Raw genomic sequence first — 15,649 nt, 5'->3', positions numbered from 1 at the left:
AACTCCAGAACGATAGGCCCCCAGGTGATCACCATCAAGCCAGGCTTCGTCGACACGCCCATGACGGCGGCATTCTGCAAAGGGCCGCTTTGGGCGTCTCAGGACAGCTTCGCAATGGGAATCGTCGAGGCGATCGACAAGCGCAAGGACGTGGTCTATCTGCCTTGGTTTTGGCGTTGGATCATGCTGGTCATCCGGCTGATCCCGGAGCCGCTCTTCAAGCGCCTGAAGCTCTGATGGGCCTTATTCGGCTGCGGTGAATTGCACCTCTGCGGCGGCTTCCCGGCCGCCGCCCTTGAGCGCCATCAGGCGCTGGGTGGCGAGCGCGCCGAACGCGATGGCTGCGAGGCCCAGGATCGGGGCAATGCCCAGGGTCGCCGTGCCAGACAGGCCGTTCCCCACGGTGCAGCCGCCGGCCAGGACGCCGCCGAAGCCCATGAAGAGACCGCCGAGCCCATAGCGCATGGTCTGGCGCGGGCTCTCGAAGGATTGCAGCGCGAACTCGCCGAACAGCAGGCTGGCGAGCAGCGCGCCGCCCAGGACACCGCAGATCAGACCGACACCGAACCCGGCCTGCACGGAGGTGGAGGCGATCAGATAGAAGAGGCTGTCGGTCATGGGCAGGGTGAAGGCGATGCTCTCCGCGGCGATCGGGTCGAAGTCGTCATAGAGCAGATACCCAGTCGTGTACCAGCCGGCGGCGACCACGCCGCCGATGGCGGCCCCGGCGGCCAGACGCGGCAGGCCGAGGCGTGACTTGAAGGTCAGGAAGAGCGCCGCAGCCGCCGTCGCCAGCACCAGGGCCGGAACGATCCAAGCCCCGAAGAGGGCGGGCAGCGAACCCTCGGCAAGCCCGAAGGCCGCAAGGTCGAGCGAGGTGGCCTCCGCCAATCCCACGCGCAGGGGCGAAAGGAGGCCCTTCATGGTCGAGAAGGCCACCACCGCGAAGACGAGCAGAACGGTCAGCGCGCGCAGATTGCCGCTGGCGCTCAACACCGTCAGCCGCGAGGCGCAGCCGCGCGCCAGCACCATGCCGGCGCCGAACAGGAGGCCGCCGAGCAACAGGCCGCCGAGCGGCAGGGAACTCTCCAGATAGCGGTGTCCCGAAAGGTCCAGGGGCGAGAAGGCAAGAGCGGCCTGCACGGTCGCCAGCGCCACGGCCAGGGCCACCAGCCAAAGCGCAAGCGCGCGGCCGCGCTCGCTCCGGTCCTGGCCGACCAGCGCCAGACGCAGGCAGAAACGCGAGCGCTGGGCGGCAAACCCGAAGACCGCGCCCAACAGCAGGCCAGCAACCAGCGCGGCGCCGGTCACGTCCCAGTTTTCCAAGCCCAATTCGGCGAACATCCCGCCCTCCATCGGCAGTGTTCCGGTGGTTCTCTACAGTAAGATAGGGGTTTTGGAGATAATTACACTAGGAAGGAACAGATTTCTTAATTCACGCATAATCTAGTGTATTTATTGTACGATGACGGGTTGCGCCAGGATCCAGAGCGAACTCACCGTGAAGAGCAGCATCAGCGCCAGCAGCGGGATCTGGCTCATAAGGGCCGCGCGCGTGGTCGAGAAGAGCCTGAGCGCCTGCAGATGGGCCAGCACCACGGCGAAGACATGGCCGATCACGATGGCGAAGATCGAGAGGTACCAGACATCCTTCGCGCCCACGATCCCCATGTCGACCAGATAGCCCGCCGTGCCGAAGAGGTTCCAGCCGAGCCCGAAGGGATCGGAGATCAGGGGGATCGCCAGTTGCCCGGCCATCAGCAGGTAAGAGGCGTAGTGGGCCAGGTGATAGGCGATAGCGATCGGCAGCAGCGTGACGGCGAAGTGGCGCAGGATACTGCCGCTGCTCTGTTCCTGACCGGCGGCCAGATGGGACAGGATCGAGAAGACCCAGAGCACGAAGGCGAAGAACAGTGGCGCGGCCAGCAGAGCCGCGGACTTGATCAGGCCGAGCGCCCCCAGCCGCCCCTCCGACGCCCAGAGCAGCAGCGGGCGCAGTGCCTGACTCTCGCTGACCCATTGCAGGAAGGCGGCCCAGGCCGGCGTCTCCGCAAAGCCGTCGAAGGTGACGGTGGAGAGCAGCACCATGAGGAAAGCGACCTCGCCGGCGTTCGCCGCCGGCCGCTCGATCAGGGCCGCGCCCGGCAGGCGCAACACCAGCGGACGGCCAGCCTCGCCGTCGAACCGGCCGATCGGGGCAAAGCGGCCGACGAGCGCGAAGAGGCGGCCGAAGGGATCGAAACGCGCGCTCCAGACCTCCGCGCCGAAAAGCGCCATCAGCAGCCAGGCGATGATGCTGTAGGAGAGGATGATCTCGGCGAGGCCGCGCGGTTCGTGCCCCAGGTCGCCCACCAACTCCGTCCAGACGAAAGCCAGCAGCAGGAAGACCGCTGGCCAGCAGCCAAGGGACGCCGGGTCGGATAGGCGGGGCGCGCGCTTCGGCAATAGGCCGTAGAGGGACCGCCAGGGATCCAGCAGGCCCCAGGCGTTGAAGGCCACCGCCGAGAAAAGAAGAAAGCCCACCCACCAGAGCACCCAGACGGTGACGGTCGTCAGGCTTTCCAGCGCCGACGAAGGCCCGAAAAAACCGATCGCCAAGAGCAGGAGGAAAATAATGACGCCCAGTACCCGGACCGCCATCGCGAGGCGTCGCGCCAGCGGAGAGCTGTCCGGTCTTTCCAACAGGATCAGATAGAGCGGCGCGCGCGCCTCCGGCTGCACCTTTGCGAGAAGGGCCAGAAGCGCTGCCAGGCCCAGAAGGATGACGGCCGCGCGCCTCGTCATTGCGGGTAGACCTCCAGATAGAAGAGGGCGCCTGTCCCGTGGCCGCCGCCGCCTTGGCGGTGATGATGCAGGGCCGCCGGATAGCGTCCGCTGAGGCCAGCCTGAAAGCGCAGCGCCGTGACTTGGCCGGGTTCAAGCGGCAGCGCCAGATCGTAGCCGTGGAGATGAAGCTCTCCCTCTCCATCGCTCGTCACCAGGATCGCCACCTCGTCGCCCTGGGTGACCTGGAAGGTCGGGGCGCCGCCCAGCGGCTGGCCCTCGATCAGGGTGAGCTCAAACTGCCGCTCGGCGCCCGAGGCCCCCGGTGCGGCGGCCAGACCCGCCAAAAGCAGTAATGAGAGCAGCAAAGGCGCCAGCAGCCCGCAGCGGCGGCGCAGGCAGGATCGCTGCTTCTTGGTTAGGACGAACATTTTGACTCCTGCCGCACATGGGTAGAAACTTTTTTCTGCATTGCGACGAGCCCCTGGAAAGGCGTTGAGAAGCCTACTTCAACACGCGGTGGCGTCCAAAGAAAAGCGACTATCGAAGATCGCAACAGCGGACGCGATTAGTTTCACGGGGAGTGAAATCATGCTTTCAAGATGGTCTTTTGGCGCCTTCTGGGCCTTGCTTCTGCTGTTCGCAACCGGACCTGCGGCAGCGGAAATTTTGGCGCTCATGAACTACGAGAGTAAAAGCCCAGACTCTCTTAAATCCCTGAAGTTGAGCGGTCCGGCTGAGCGGGTGGAAGGCATAGCCGTTGTCGACGTCGATCCGGAGTCCATGAACTTCGGAAAGATCCTGATGAACATCCCCATGCCGCCTGATCAGGTGGTGCATCACATCTTCTACGACCGCACCATGACCAAGGCCTACATCACCTCGCTCGCATCGCCGAGCCTTCAGGTGATGGACATGACCCGCTTTCCCTACCGCATCACGACCCTTCCCATCGAAGGCTGCTCCATGGCTGAAGACGTGATCTTCGACGAGGCCAACGAGCGCTGGTTCCTGACCTGCATGAACTCCGCGAACGTCTTCGTCGGTTCGGTCGAGAGCGACGAGGTGATCGCCACCATCGATCTGCCCGGCACCTACCCGCATGGGCTGGGTGTTTCCACCAAGGCCAACCGCATCCTGGTGACCAGCACCGTCAGCGGCGATATGAAACAGGTCGATGAGGTGGTCTCCGTCGTGGACGCGACCAGCTACGAACCGCTGGGAACGATCCGGCTCTCCAAGAAGCCCGAGGGCTCCGGCGAAGCGCCGGTCGAGATCCTGTTCGTGCCGAATGCGCAAACGCCGATCGCCTACGTGACCAACATGTTCGGCAACACGCTCTGGACCCTGACCTGGGACGAGGCGAGTGCGTCCTTCAAGGAAGAGCAGGTCTTCGACTTCAACGAGCTCAGCATGGGCGTGCCGCTGGAGATGTACTTCAACGACGCGCGCGACAGGCTCTTCGTGACCACGGGCTCGCCCGGCCACCTCCACGTTTTCGACCTCTCGGAGGGTCTTGGCAGTCCCCGTCACTTGAGTGCGATTCCCGCCGGCATGGGCGCGCATCACGTGGCCTTCACCACGGACGAGAAGCTGGCCTTCGTGCAGAACGCGCTGCTCGACCTGCCCGGGCTTAACGACGGTGCGGTGACCGTGGTCGATCTGGAGAAGGGCGAAGTCGTCGCCAGCATGGACACGCTGAAGGAAATGGGGATGAACCCCAACTCCATCGTCCTGCTGCCCCAGTGGAATCACTTCGCCGGACACTGACGCAAAAAAGGGGGGCTTCGGCCCCCCTTCTCGCGGTCGCATAGAGGCGGTCAGGCCCGCTCGAACCCCCGGAAGACTTCATAGTCGGTGACCCGGCGGTCGAAGTCCTCCTGCTCCCACTCGGCCGCGCGCAGGTAGTGGGCGACAACCTCTTCCCCAAAGGCGGCCTTCAACATCTTGGAGCGCTTCAGCGCCTCGGCCGCCTTCCGAAGTGAGGTCGGGATGGAGCGGGCCCGTTGCGCCTTGTAGGCGTCGCCGGTGAACTCCGGCTCCAGTTCCAGCTTCTCTTCGATCCCGGCCAGACCGGCAGCGATCTGCGCGGCGATCGCCAGGTAGGGATTGAGGTCCGCGCCGCCGACGCGGCATTCCACGCGCACGCCTTTCGTGCCGGGACCCGCGATGCGGTAACCGGCGGTGCGGTTGTCGGCCGACCAGATCGCGCGGGTCGGCGCGAAGGTGCCCTCGGCGAAACGCTTGTAGGAGTTGATGTAGGGGGCCAGGAAGTAGGTCACGTCCGAGGCGTAGGTCAGCAGCCCCGCCAGGTAGTGGCGCATGGTCTCCGACATGCCGTGCTCGGCGTCTGCGTCGTGGAACAGCGGCTTTCCGTCCTTGGTCCAGAGCGACTGGTGGATGTGGCTGGAGTTACCGGCCATCTCGGTGTTCCACTTGGCCATGAAGGTGACCGCGCGGCCCTTGGCCCAGGCGATCTCCTTGGTGGCGTTCTTGATGATCACGTGGTTGTCGGCCATGTCGAGCGCTTCGGAGTAGCGCACGTTGATCTCTTCCTGTCCGGCGTCAGCCTCGCCCTTCGAGTTCTCCACCGGGACGCCGGCGCCTTGCAGGCCGTTGCGCAAGGCGCGCATCACGTCCTCTTCCTTGGTGGTCTGGAAGATGTGGTAGTCCTCGTTGTAGCCGCTGATCGGCGTCACGCCGCGATAGCCCGCGTCCTGAAGCTCCTCGAAGGATTCGCGGAACAGGAAGAACTCCAGCTCGGTTCCGATCATGGCCTTCAGGCCAAGCTTGTCGAGCCGCTCCAGCTGTTTCTTCAGGATGGTGCGCGGGGCATGGGGCACCGGGCCGTGATGGTGGTCCAGCACGTCGCAGAGCACCAGCGCCGTGCCTTCCAGCCAGGGAATCAGCCGCAGGGTCGAAAGGTCGGGGCGCATCACGTAGTCGCCGTAGCCCTTGGCCCAGCTCGTCGCCTTGTAGCCCTCGACCGTATGCATCTCCATGTCGGTGGCGAGCAGGTAGTTGCAGCCGTGGGTTTCCTCCCAGGCGCTTTCCACGAAGAACTCCGCCTGGAAGCGCTTGCCCATCAGGCGGCCCTGCATGTCGGTCTGGGCCGCGAGCACCGTGTCGATCTCGCCGCGCTCAACGCGCTGCTTCAGATCATCGAAGGTAAGATTGCCTGGCATCTCGCCTGCCCCCCAAGTTAGTGGTCAACCATTCAAGTAAGACTCTGACACTTCTGGGCCTGCTCCCCAGCGACCCGCAGCGTAGCGTAGGCTGGCTGTGCAGCAAGTGGCAATATGGCCTGCGAGGCCGGTTGTTGGTATCCGAGTGAGCAATGCGGCAAAAAGCGATTGACGTGCTGCCTTCAGGCCTCACTCACGATCCTCGCCTCCTTGCGGCTGTAGAGCGCCTCTCCACCCGGTAGCTCAATCCCGAGCTTGTCCTTCGCGTACGAGACCGGGGCCCAGGTAGAGCGGAAGATGTAGAGCGACGACGAGGTCTCACACGACCTGTCGCAAAGCGACTGCGCTGCCCAGAGGGGCCAATGAACTTACTGCCCGATGGGATGCGCCGGTGCGGTCTGGCCCGTAGGCCTTTACCGCATCCGGCGCATCCTTGGTTCGGTCAGGCGTTAGTTCGTGTAGGGCGGGCCAGCCTGATTGATGACCTCGTTGTACTTACGGAAGATGCTGACGATCTTCGCTTCGATCTCGCCCTCCTGGGAAACCTCTTCCCAGAACGCCTTTGCCGCGTTCTCGACTTCGGCCCATTCGCTCGCGGGAACTGTCCGCAACTGCAGCTTTTCGCCTTCGGCCCGCAAGCGAGCCTCGCCGCCCCAGTACCACTGGTTGCGATAGGTGTGCCCCGCCTCGGTGGCGGCCATCACAAGCTGCTTCAGGTGATCGGGCAGGTCAGCCCATTGCTGCTGGTTCACGAACCACGACCCGATCCACGCGCCGGAGATGTTGTTCGTCAGGAAGTAGTCGGTGACGTCCGCCCAGCCCACAGCATAGTCTTCGGTGATTCCGGACCATGCCATTCCGTCAAGCTCGCCCGTCTGAACAGCCACCTCGGCGTCCGAATAGGGGATGTTCATCGGCACGACGCCGAACTGCGCAAGGAACCGGCCCGCGGTCGGGAAGGTGTAGAGCCGGAGCCCATCCAGGTCGCCAAGCGTGGTGATCTCTTTCTTCGTATTGAAGTTACAGGGGTCCTGGCCCGCAGCAGAGATCCACTCGACACCGACCTTTGCATATTCTTCGTGCCATATGTCGGCGAGGCCGTACTGATTGAACAGCACGGGCACATCGAGGATGTGCTTGGTAGCGAAGGGGAAATAGCCTCCGAACTGGCGCAGCGGCGTCGGCGAGGCCATTGAGTCGTCATCGGAGTGCACCATGTCGATGGTGCCGCGCTGAAGCGCTTGGAACAGCTCGCCCGTCGGCACGATCTGGTCGGCGAAAAACAGCTCGATCTCCATCTCGCCGTTCGCGTTGCTGTTAACGTAATCCACCATGGGCTTCGTCACATGCTCGCCGAGCGCGCCGCCGGCGTAGGTTTGAAGCCGCCAGCGAATGGGCTCCTGCGCACGAACGATCGAAGGCGCTGCCAGCGCCGCGGGGGCCGCCAGCGCGGCACCCTTTAGAAATGTACGACGGTTTTGGGTCATCAGCTAATCTCCTGGTTTGGGTGCATGGTTAGTCCTCTTTCAAGAGGCTTCTGATTCATTTGCCGTAGATGTAGTTGGGAAGCCAAAGCGCAATCTCGGGAAAAGCCATGATAGTCGCGAGGCCAAGGCCCATCACGGCCACAAACGGAATGATTGATCGGTAGATATCAACAATCGTTATCTCGGGCGGAGCCATCGCGCGCATCAGGAAAAGGTTGTAGCCGAACGGCGGTGTCATGTAGGCGATCTGGCAGGTGATCGTATAAAGGACGCCATACCATATTAGGTCGAAGCCAAGCAGGGCCACAAGCGGCACGTAAAGGGGGGCGACGATCACCAGCATGGCGGTGTCGTCCAGGAAGGTTCCCAGCAGGATGAAACTCAGCTGCATGAGAATCAGAATCATCCAGGGGCTGAGGCCCAGTTGTTCGGTAAATAGGCCCTCGATAGCCTTGACCGCGCCGAGGCCGTCGAACACCGCCCCGAAGGCAAGCGCTGCGACAATGATCCACATGAACATGCAGCTGACGCCGAGCGTGTTGCGGATGGAGGTCTCAAAAACCTCCCAGGTCATGCGGCCCTTGACGACAGCCGCCAGAAAGGCCGAAATCGCCCCGACGGCCGAGCTCTCGACCAGCGATGTCCAGCCGTTCACGAAGGGCACCATCATCACGAAGAATATGAAAAAGGGCAGCAGCCCCGCCCTCAGCAGCCGGAGTTTCTCTGCCCAGCCGACGTCCCTTTCCTTCTGCGGCAAGGCCGGGCCGAGATCCGGGCTGATCCGGCAACGGATGTAGATATACAAAACGAAGAAACCCGCCATCATCAGCCCAGGCAGGACCCCCGCGAGCCAAAGCTGACCCACGGGCTGACGGGCAATCATGGCGTACAGCACCAGCACCACCGACGGCGGGACGAGAATCCCAAGCGACGATCCCGCCTGGATCACGCCAGTGACCATCAGCTTGTCGTATTTTCGTTTCAGAAGCTCAGGAAGGGCGATGGTGGCCCCGATCGCCATGCCCGCCACGCTTAGTCCGTTCATGGCGGAGATGAGGACCATCAGCCCGATGGTCCCGATCGCCAGCCCGCCCGACACGCCGCCCATCCAGACATGGAACATACGGTAAAGGTCGTCGGCCAGCCGGCTCTCGGACAGCACGTACCCCATGAAAATGAACATCGGCAAGGTCAAGAGCGGATACCATGTCATCACCTTGATCGCCGCCGAGAAGGCAAGGTCGAAGCCGCCCTTGTCGCCCCAGAGAGCCAGCGCGGCCACAACGGCGACGAAGCCAATCGCACCGAAGACGCGCTGGCCCGTGAAGAGCATCAGCATCATTGAGCTGAACATGAGTATGGCTATTGCTTCGTAGCCCATCAGATCTGCTCACCACGGATGCGAAGGATGTCCTTGAAAAGCTCGGCAACCGCCTGCAGCAGCATCAGGAATATGCCGAAGACCATGAGCAACTTGACCGGCCAGAGATAGGCCCGCCAAACCGAACTGCTCCGTTCGAGATAACCGATTTCTTCGGCGGCGCCCTCGATACCGCCAGTGAAGAACTCGCCGATGATCTCGCCGAAGAAGCTAAGGGGCTCACCTCGGAAATCGCCCAGTGAGTAGGACGCCGAGGAAAGCCCACCCCAGAACAGAACCGCAAGGTAGAAGAGCAGGAAAAAGACGGTAAAGGCGTCCACCCAGGCCTTCCGGCGGGCCGACCAGCTTCCATAGAAAAGATCCATGCGGACGTTGGAACCCATCTGCATCGCGTAGGGCCCACCAATCATGTAGTAGCAGACCATGGCGAACTGCGCGGTTTCCAGTGTCCAGACCGACGGATTGACGCCGAGGCCCATGTCACTGCCGACCTTGGTGATCGTGGACCAGAACAGGATCGCCATCATCACGAAGATCCCGTACATGGCGACGCGCCCGACGCGGTAGTTCATTGCTTCGACGAGGCGGATATAGCGGACCATCAAGCTTGGCATTACCCCGCCTTCCCAGCCGTGCTGGCGGGACGTTCGTTGGGTGGGCCGGAAAGCGCCTCGAGCGCAATCTCGATCAGACGGGCCAGCTTTTCGGCTATCTCCTGTCTTTGCTCCGGCCCACGCAACAGATCGTTGCGGATTTCCAGCATGACGTTGGGCAGGCCACGGGCGATCCCATGACGCTGGAGGCTGTGGGTGACGCCGTCATCCGGGCCGTAGGGGTCGTTGCGCGCGCTCTTCAATCCGGTGATCGCCTGGGCATTTTCCAGCAGGAGGTCGGCAAGGCGGCTGTCCTCGTCGTGCAGGATCCCCAGCTCGACGCTTCTGGGGCGGCCGTTGTAGCTGGGCGTGAAGCTGTGGACAGTGACCAGCGCGGTGGAGAGACGCCGCGCATCGCGGGCGTCCAGAAGCGCCGTTACTGCCTGATGAAAGGGCTCGTAGACTTCGTGGACCCGGCGGCGGCGCTCCGCCTCGCTCAAGTTCCGGTTGCCCGGAATGTCGTAGACCTCACTGCGCTCGGGAATGGCGTCGGGCGCCTCGGGCGGGCGGTTGCAGTCATAGACAAGGCGGGAGACGCAGGCGGCCACCAGGGGGGCTTCGAAGTGCCGGGCCAGCGCCTCGGCAAGGGGCAGGGCGCCAAGGTCCCAGGCGATGTGGCTGGAAAGCGCCTCTTCTGAAAGGCCGAGAGCAGAGAGATCTTCGGGGATGTGATTGGAAGCGTGTTCGCAGAGGAAGACGATCTGCGCCGCGCTGTCCGCGGTCCGGGCCTCAACTGCTTTCATTCTGCCCGCCACCGCATTTCTGATCCCCCGTTCAACGACGTCCGCCCGCAGCCCCGGCGCCCCCGTCCAAATACCCCGGCAAGGTTCGGCCAAAAGGGATTTTTCTGTCAAATTCTTTTACCGGGCTTGTCTGGAAGACTCGACCCTCGGCGGAGGAGCGAAGCGCCGCCCCAAGCCGATCCGCCCATCCGGCGTGGTGTCTTAACGATAAAGGTCCGCGCGGCTCGGCGGCAACTCGGCCGCGCCCTTCGACTTGTGGGCCGTCGCCAGGGTCTGGTAGATGCGCAGGGAGCCGTCCTGAAAGCCGATGGAGACCCCGGCCAGATAGGCGATCCACATGCGGTAACGCTCCCGCCCCACCTGGGCCACAGCTTCCTCCTCTTTCGCGATCAGGCGCTGGTGCCAGAGCCTGCAGGTCTTGGCGTAATGTTCGCGCCAGCCCTCCACGTCGTGAATCTCGAAGCCCAGCGCCTCCATGGACTCCAGCGTGTGGCCGATGTGGTCCAGTTCGGAGCCGGGGAAGATGTACTTGCGGATCAGCCGGTTCTCCGGCCGGATCTTGCGGAAGGCGCGCTTGGAGCGCTTGGCGCGCCGTGTGATGCCGTGGTTCAGCAGCAGGCCCTTGTCACGCAGCAGCGACTTCAGTTTGCCGAAATAGCGCGGATAGTTGGCGATCCCGACGTGCTCGTACATGCCGATGGAGGAAATCTTGTCGAACTCGCCCGTCAGGTCCTCGTAGTTCTTCAGCTCCACCGTCACCTTGTCGGCGATCCCCAGGGCCTTCGCCTTTTCCAGCGCGAGATCGTGCTGCGCCTGGGAGAGGGTGACGCCGTGCGCCTCTACGCCGAAGTTCTGGGCGGCGTGGCAGAGCAGGGCGCCCCAGCCGCAGCCGACGTCGAGAAAGCGCTCGCCGGGCTTCAGGCGCAGCTTGCGGCAGATCATCTCCAGCTTGTCCTTCTGGGCCTGCTCGAGGCTGTTGTCCCAGTCCGTGAAGTAGGCGCAGCTATAGAGCATCTCCGGGTCGAGGAAGAGTTGGTAGAACTCGTTGCCGACGTCGTAGTGGAACTGGATGAAGCTCTTCTCGTCGCGCTTGGCGAGGTCGAGTCCGGTTTCCTCCCCGCTGTACTGATGCTCCAGTTGCGCCTTGTCGTCGAAGGCGAAGAGCAGGGGGAAGGCCTGCTTCAGCAGGGAGCCCTTGTGCAGCTCCCGGCCCTTGAAGCGCACGCGCTTCGCGCGGGCGGCTTCGACGAGGGTTATGAGGTCGTCGCCCTTCAGGTCGATGCGCCCGGCCGCATAGTGAATGGCGAGGTTGGCCATGGTCGGCCGCCGCAAGAGCGAGCCGATAGTGCCCGCGGACGCGATGACGATTCGGTAGTCGTCGCGCGCCTTGTCGCCCAGGGGGATGCAGGAGCCGTCCCAGAGCTCCAGCGTGAAGGGCGCCTGCAGCTGGGGGGCGAGGGCGCGCGCGACCGCCTTGGCCGCCTCAAGGTATGCGCCGTCGGAATAGATCGCCATGATTGGTTCCTTGTCCGCGGATGCTCAGCGGCTTTGTGGCAGGCCGGGGCGCGTTAGGCCAGGGCCATTTCGCTCTCGCCCCGCGACCAGACTTCCGGATAGAGCTCGCCGGAGACTGGGTCGCCGCTGGCAAGACCCATTTCCTTCATGACGTCGGAGTGGTCGGGGTCCATGCCTTCGGGCCGGAACAGCACGCGCACGTCGTCGCCCAGCCACTGTGTGTTGAAGACCTTGAGATCGCGCTCCGGCGAGAGATTACCCGAGCCGCCGTGGATGATGCGCGCGTTGAAGAAGACAGCGTCCCCCGGCTCCATGTCCCAACTGAGGATCTCGTAGCGCTCGCGCTCCCCTTCGATGTCGGGGAAGGGCTCCCAGGCCTCTCCGTCGAAATGAACCTGGTCGCGCTCGTGGCCGGTCAGGGCGCCGAAGTTCTGCTGGCGGAACTTCTGCTTCCAGAGGTGCGAGCCGCGCACCATTTCCAGCGCGCTTTTCTTCTCGACCGGGACCAGGGGCATCCAGACGCTGCAGGTGTCGAAGCCCGAGACCGACCAGTAGGGCTCGTCCTGATGGAAGGGCGTGCGGAACTGGTTGCCGGGCGTGCGCACGAAAATGGCGTCGAAGAAGAAGTTCACGCGGCTCGACTTCATCAGACGGGCGGCCAGTTCGCCGCAGGGCGAATGGAGCGCGAAGTCCCGGTACTCTTCGATGCCGCGCCAGACCTGGCTGTCGTAGAAGCAGACGTTGCCCTCGGCATCCTTGTTCCAGATGCGCGAGCGTTCCGAAGGGTTCGCGATGTTGTTGTCGACCCCCTGGAGCAGCCGCTCGACCCAGTCGGTGAAGGCACCCCGCAGGCAGACGACGCCGTCCCGCTGAAAGTCTTGAATGTCCTGCTCACTCACCATGGCTTGCACCCCTCGTAGAGCAGCTCCGAGAAGCCGCGTATCCGCAGTCAGAGTAGAGCCGTATCCGCCTTGCCGACAAACGAAAACTCGGAGGCTGAAGAAGGCCCGAAAACCGGGAGTCGCCGCCTGGACTCGGGCCTCCGCAACGGCGTGTGAGAGGTGTGAGGAGCCCAGATCCACGGTGTCCGATCAAGGAAGGCTCCTTGACCTCCCTCTCCAACCCAGAGACCGCTCATTTCATAGGCTGAGGGGTCACCCCGGTCGCAATCTCCGCGATCTTGCTGGGTGCGGCCTCTGGTCAGGCAGCGGGGCTTGATGCTAAATCGCTCCACTCGGACTGGACCCTTCCAGCAGCGCACAAGGCGGCAAGCATCATGTTTCGTGAGATCACTCCCTCTGCCGTCTACATGGGCCTGCTCGCGGCTTTCGTGGGCTACGCCGCGTCCTTCGCCATCGTGCTTGCCGGCCTCGGCAAGATGGGCGCGTCGGAGGACCAGTTGGCCACCGGCCTTTTCTTCGCGACCCTCGGCATGGGGGTCTGCAGCATCTGGCTGCCCTCGGCGACCCGCATTCCCGCCGCCGTCGCCTGGTCGACGCCCGGCGCTGCTTTCTTGGCCTCGACCGCGGCTTTGCCCGGCGGCTTCGCCGAGGCGGTCGGGTCCTTGATCCTCTGTGCGGGATTGATCGCGGTCACCGGCCTGCTTCCCTTTCTCGGGCGTTTGGTGGCGGCGATCCCAAAGCCAGTGGCGAATGCTCTGCTTGCGGGGGTCTTGCTGAAGCTCTGCCTCGCACCGGCCCTGGCGCTGGGCTCCATACCGCTGCTCGTTCTGCCCCTGCTGGTCGCCTGGCTGGTGGGGCTTACCTGGCACAAGCTGGCGGCCATGCCTCTGGCGGTCCTGGCCTTTGCGGTCGTCATGGTCTTCTCGGTCGATCTGCCGCAAGGGGCGGCGCCGGCGAACCCGGAGTGGATCACCGGAATGGCCCCGGTGCTGCCGCTCTTCACGCTGCAAGGCTTCGTCTCCATCGCGGTGCCGCTTTACCTGGTGACCATGGCCGGACAGAACATCCCGGGCTTCGCGGTGCTCGAGCTCAACGGCTATACGGTCAAGCGCCAGCAACTTATCGGAAGGACCGGCATCGCGAGCCTGCTGATCGCGCCCTTCGGGGCGGTTCCCGTAAACATGTCCGCGATCACGGCCGCCATGATGTCGGGAGAGGACGCAGGCCGCGATCCGGCGCGCCGCTACTGGGCCGCCATCGTCTCCGGACTGGCCTACGTGGTCCTGGCCTTCTTCGCGGGCCCAGTCACTTCCTTGACCAGTCTCGCGCCGCCGGCCCTGATCACCGCTGTCGCCGGTCTTGCGCTGATCCCGGCTTTGGTCGCCTCGCTATCGGCGGCCTTCGCCGAGCCCAAGCAGATTGAGGCGCCCGCCATGACCTTCCTGATCGCTGCGAGCGGCATGGCCCTCTTCGGGGTCAGCGGCGCCTTCTGGGGCGTGGCGGCGGGGACGATCATCTGGTTCGTCAAGAAAACCAGGGCGGCCAAGGGCGGGTCTTGAGACCCCCTATTCCTCGGAGCGCTCCGCCTCGTCGCGGTCGCGCTGGTAGCGTTTCTTCAGCGGGAACTCCGGCAACCAGGATTCCCGCCTGACCGTCCAGAGCTCGTAGGTGGGCGTCAGTTGGTCGGGGGCGTCCAGGGACCCCAAGTTCACCTCGACCTCGTCCCCGCTGCGCCCGAAGACGGAGGAACCGCAACGCGGACAGAAGTGCCGCCCGCCATAGTCGCGGGTCTCGCCCTCTACCGTCACCGCGTCTTGAGGGAATATCGCGGAGGCGTGAAAGAGCGCGCCATGATGCTTGCGGCAATCAAGGCAGTGGCAAAGGCCGACCCGGTAGGGACGTCCCGTCGCCACGAAACGAACGCTGCCGCACAAACACCCGCCGGTGAACCGCTCCATGTCTTCTCTCCTCTGAGAACGAATGGCCCTGATCGGTCACGGCCGAACACCGCGCCTAAAGACGCCATCGCTGGAAAGACATAAGTTATTGAAAAGAATGGTGGGCGCACAAGGACTCGAACCTTGGACCCGCTGATTAAGAGTCAGCTGCTCTACCAACTGAGCTATGCGCCCCCCGGGTGGGGTATTTGGGTCGGCGCGCTAGATAGCAACTTGGCCCGGCTTTGTGAAGGCTTTCTTTCAGGAAAAGTGACGCAGGGCAGGCATGCAGCAGGGCCGCTGCTCCTCAAGTCCGTGTTCGCAACGCCAATTCCCGTTTCGCCAAGGTGTGGCGGTAGAGCTTCATATCGCGGGCATGCAGCGTCTCGAAGGCGGGGCGGAGGGCCGCCCGCCGTTCGCTTTCCGCCTCCCGGTCGCCCGGCGCGGGGCTGCTGTTCAGGTGTTTGGGCTCCAAGGGTTCGGCGATGAGGCCCTCCGCCTTCAACAGGCTGGAAAGCCGTTCGAGGTCCTGCTCGTAGTGCTCCATCACGCCGATGAAGGAAAACAGCTTCAGCGGCACCCGCCGCAGCCAGAGCGACTGGTAGTTGGCGAGCGCCGGGCTCAGGCAGAAGGCCTCCAGGCTCCAGTTCTCGCGCAGCACGCGGGCGACCAGCGGGTCCTCCACCCCGGCGGGGTCCAGGCTCATCCAGTAGCGGTAGTTGGAGACCATGCGCGACAGCGGTTCGCGCAGCCAGGTAACGAAGCGGGCCCGCCGTTCCGCAAGCGCCGGCAGATACTTCACCGCCGGGAAATGACCGTGAACGCAGGCGACCGGCTCGCCGAGGTTCCCGCGCGCCTCCTTGAAGGCGCGGGCGGCTTCCAGATAGCCCATGTCGAGCCAGCGGCGGTGCAGGTCCAGCGGATCGCAGCCGGCTTCGGTCAGACGCGCGAAGGCCGCGCCGTGCCCGTAGTCGAGATGCAGCCGCGCCTCGCCCAGTCCATCGCTCAGCGCCTGCCGGAAGCTGGTGCCAGCCGTCTTTGGGATGTGGAGCGAGATGAGCAATGGCCTGGTCATGAACGCCC

Annotated in this window: 15 protein-coding genes and 1 tRNA gene; 3 read left to right on the top strand and 13 right to left on the bottom strand. The window is 63.9% G+C overall.

Annotated elements, in window-relative coordinates:
* Window positions 1–237 (top strand): acetoacetyl-CoA reductase (locus P8X75_07920; GenBank protein ID MEJ1995129.1); only part of this gene is annotated, 237 nt, incomplete at its 5' end.
* Window positions 238–243: 6 nt separating this feature from the next.
* Here the strand turns inward: P8X75_07920 and P8X75_07915 are convergent.
* From P8X75_07915 to P8X75_07905, 3 genes are all read right to left on the bottom strand, one after another.
* Complete coding sequence (locus P8X75_07915; GenBank protein MEJ1995128.1) at window positions 244–1,344, bottom strand: YeeE/YedE thiosulfate transporter family protein; 1,101 nt, start codon at window positions 1,342–1,344, stop codon at window positions 244–246.
* A gap of 111 nt (window positions 1,345–1,455) precedes the next feature.
* Window positions 1,456–2,784, bottom strand: a complete 1,329-nt coding sequence (locus P8X75_07910; GenBank protein ID MEJ1995127.1) for a hypothetical protein — start codon at window positions 2,782–2,784, stop codon at window positions 1,456–1,458.
* A complete protein-coding gene (locus P8X75_07905) occupies window positions 2,781–3,194 on the bottom strand; it encodes a hypothetical protein (protein MEJ1995126.1) in 414 nt (137 codons plus the stop codon). Before P8X75_07905 ends, P8X75_07910 begins: the two co-directional genes overlap by 4 nt.
* A 247-nt stretch (window positions 3,195–3,441) precedes the next feature.
* Between P8X75_07905 and P8X75_07900 the strand changes: the two genes are divergently transcribed.
* Window positions 3,442–4,533, top strand: coding sequence for a hypothetical protein (locus P8X75_07900; GenBank protein MEJ1995125.1), 1,092 nt, complete (start codon window positions 3,442–3,444; stop codon window positions 4,531–4,533).
* 50 nt (window positions 4,534–4,583) lie between these two features.
* Here the strand turns inward: P8X75_07900 and P8X75_07895 are convergent, their stop codons facing one another.
* The 7 genes from P8X75_07895 to P8X75_07865 form a co-directional block, all read right to left on the bottom strand.
* Window positions 4,584–5,948: a glutamine synthetase family protein gene (locus P8X75_07895; GenBank protein ID MEJ1995124.1), complete on the bottom strand. Its 1,365-nt coding sequence runs from the start codon at window positions 5,946–5,948 to the stop codon at window positions 4,584–4,586.
* 449 nt (window positions 5,949–6,397) lie between these two features.
* Window positions 6,398–7,435 (bottom strand): TRAP transporter substrate-binding protein, encoded by a 1,038-nt coding sequence (locus tag P8X75_07890; GenBank protein MEJ1995123.1) that lies wholly within the window; start codon window positions 7,433–7,435, stop codon window positions 6,398–6,400.
* Between the two features lie 55 nt (window positions 7,436–7,490).
* Complete coding sequence (locus P8X75_07885) at window positions 7,491–8,816, bottom strand: TRAP transporter large permease subunit (protein ID MEJ1995122.1); 1,326 nt, start codon at window positions 8,814–8,816, stop codon at window positions 7,491–7,493.
* Window positions 8,816–9,430 carry a TRAP transporter small permease subunit gene (locus tag P8X75_07880; GenBank protein MEJ1995121.1) on the bottom strand — a complete coding sequence of 205 codons (615 nt, stop codon included), beginning with the start codon at window positions 9,428–9,430 and terminating at the stop codon, window positions 8,816–8,818. The genes P8X75_07885 and P8X75_07880 overlap by 1 nt, the downstream gene beginning before the upstream one ends.
* The gene (locus P8X75_07875; protein ID MEJ1995120.1) at window positions 9,430–10,212 is read right to left on the bottom strand and encodes an N-formylglutamate amidohydrolase; all 783 of its coding nucleotides are present in this window, start codon (window positions 10,210–10,212) and stop codon (window positions 9,430–9,432) included. The genes P8X75_07880 and P8X75_07875 overlap by 1 nt, the downstream gene beginning before the upstream one ends.
* A 201-nt stretch (window positions 10,213–10,413) precedes the next feature.
* Entirely contained in the window at window positions 10,414–11,727 is a 1,314-nt protein-coding gene (locus tag P8X75_07870) for a cyclopropane-fatty-acyl-phospholipid synthase (protein ID MEJ1995119.1), read from the bottom strand.
* A gap of 53 nt (window positions 11,728–11,780) precedes the next feature.
* Window positions 11,781–12,629, bottom strand: coding sequence for a phytanoyl-CoA dioxygenase family protein (locus P8X75_07865; protein ID MEJ1995118.1), 849 nt, complete (start codon window positions 12,627–12,629; stop codon window positions 11,781–11,783).
* A gap of 371 nt (window positions 12,630–13,000) precedes the next feature.
* Here P8X75_07865 and P8X75_07860 point away from each other — a divergent pair, with 371 nt between their 5' ends.
* Window positions 13,001–14,188, top strand: a complete 1,188-nt coding sequence (locus P8X75_07860; protein ID MEJ1995117.1) for a benzoate/H(+) symporter BenE family transporter — start codon at window positions 13,001–13,003, stop codon at window positions 14,186–14,188.
* Window positions 14,189–14,194: 6 nt separating this feature from the next.
* On the opposite strand, the gene P8X75_07855 is transcribed toward P8X75_07860, so the two are convergent.
* The 3 genes from P8X75_07855 to P8X75_07845 form a co-directional block, all read right to left on the bottom strand.
* Window positions 14,195–14,587 (bottom strand): GFA family protein, encoded by a 393-nt coding sequence (locus P8X75_07855; GenBank protein MEJ1995116.1) that lies wholly within the window; start codon window positions 14,585–14,587, stop codon window positions 14,195–14,197.
* A 98-nt stretch (window positions 14,588–14,685) separates the two neighbouring features.
* A tRNA-Lys gene (locus P8X75_07850) sits at window positions 14,686–14,761 on the bottom strand.
* A gap of 112 nt (window positions 14,762–14,873) precedes the next feature.
* Window positions 14,874–15,641, bottom strand: coding sequence for a hypothetical protein (locus P8X75_07845; protein MEJ1995115.1), 768 nt, complete (start codon window positions 15,639–15,641; stop codon window positions 14,874–14,876).
* Window positions 15,642–15,649: the final 8 nt, after the last annotated feature.

It is taken from the genome of Limibacillus sp. (genome assembly GCA_037379885.1).
GTDB lineage: Bacteria > Pseudomonadota > Alphaproteobacteria > Kiloniellales > CECT-8803 > JARRJC01.
The sequence above is the reverse complement of the archived record's forward strand: the minus strand, read 5'-3'. Positions and strand labels throughout refer to the sequence as shown.

Coding starts and splice junctions, on each gene's coding strand:
- P8X75_07915 (MEJ1995128.1), bottom strand. CDS start 1,344: ATGTTCGCCGAATTGGGCTTGGAAAACTGGGACGTGACCGGCGCCGCG.
- P8X75_07910 (MEJ1995127.1), bottom strand. CDS start 2,784: ATGACGAGGCGCGCGGCCGTCATCCTTCTGGGCCTGGCAGCGCTTCTG.
- P8X75_07905 (MEJ1995126.1), bottom strand. CDS start 3,194: ATGTTCGTCCTAACCAAGAAGCAGCGATCCTGCCTGCGCCGCCGCTGC.
- P8X75_07900 (MEJ1995125.1), top strand. CDS start 3,442: ATGAACTACGAGAGTAAAAGCCCAGACTCTCTTAAATCCCTGAAGTTG.
- P8X75_07895 (MEJ1995124.1), bottom strand. CDS start 5,948: ATGCCAGGCAATCTTACCTTCGATGATCTGAAGCAGCGCGTTGAGCGC.
- P8X75_07890 (MEJ1995123.1), bottom strand. CDS start 7,435: ATGACCCAAAACCGTCGTACATTTCTAAAGGGTGCCGCGCTGGCGGCC.
- P8X75_07885 (MEJ1995122.1), bottom strand. CDS start 8,816: ATGGGCTACGAAGCAATAGCCATACTCATGTTCAGCTCAATGATGCTG.
- P8X75_07880 (MEJ1995121.1), bottom strand. CDS start 9,430: ATGCCAAGCTTGATGGTCCGCTATATCCGCCTCGTCGAAGCAATGAAC.
- P8X75_07875 (MEJ1995120.1), bottom strand. CDS start 10,212: ATGAAAGCAGTTGAGGCCCGGACCGCGGACAGCGCGGCGCAGATCGTC.
- P8X75_07870 (MEJ1995119.1), bottom strand. CDS start 11,727: ATGGCGATCTATTCCGACGGCGCATACCTTGAGGCGGCCAAGGCGGTC.
- P8X75_07865 (MEJ1995118.1), bottom strand. CDS start 12,629: ATGGTGAGTGAGCAGGACATTCAAGACTTTCAGCGGGACGGCGTCGTC.
- P8X75_07855 (MEJ1995116.1), bottom strand. CDS start 14,587: ATGGAGCGGTTCACCGGCGGGTGTTTGTGCGGCAGCGTTCGTTTCGTG.
- P8X75_07845 (MEJ1995115.1), bottom strand. CDS start 15,641: ATGACCAGGCCATTGCTCATCTCGCTCCACATCCCAAAGACGGCTGGC.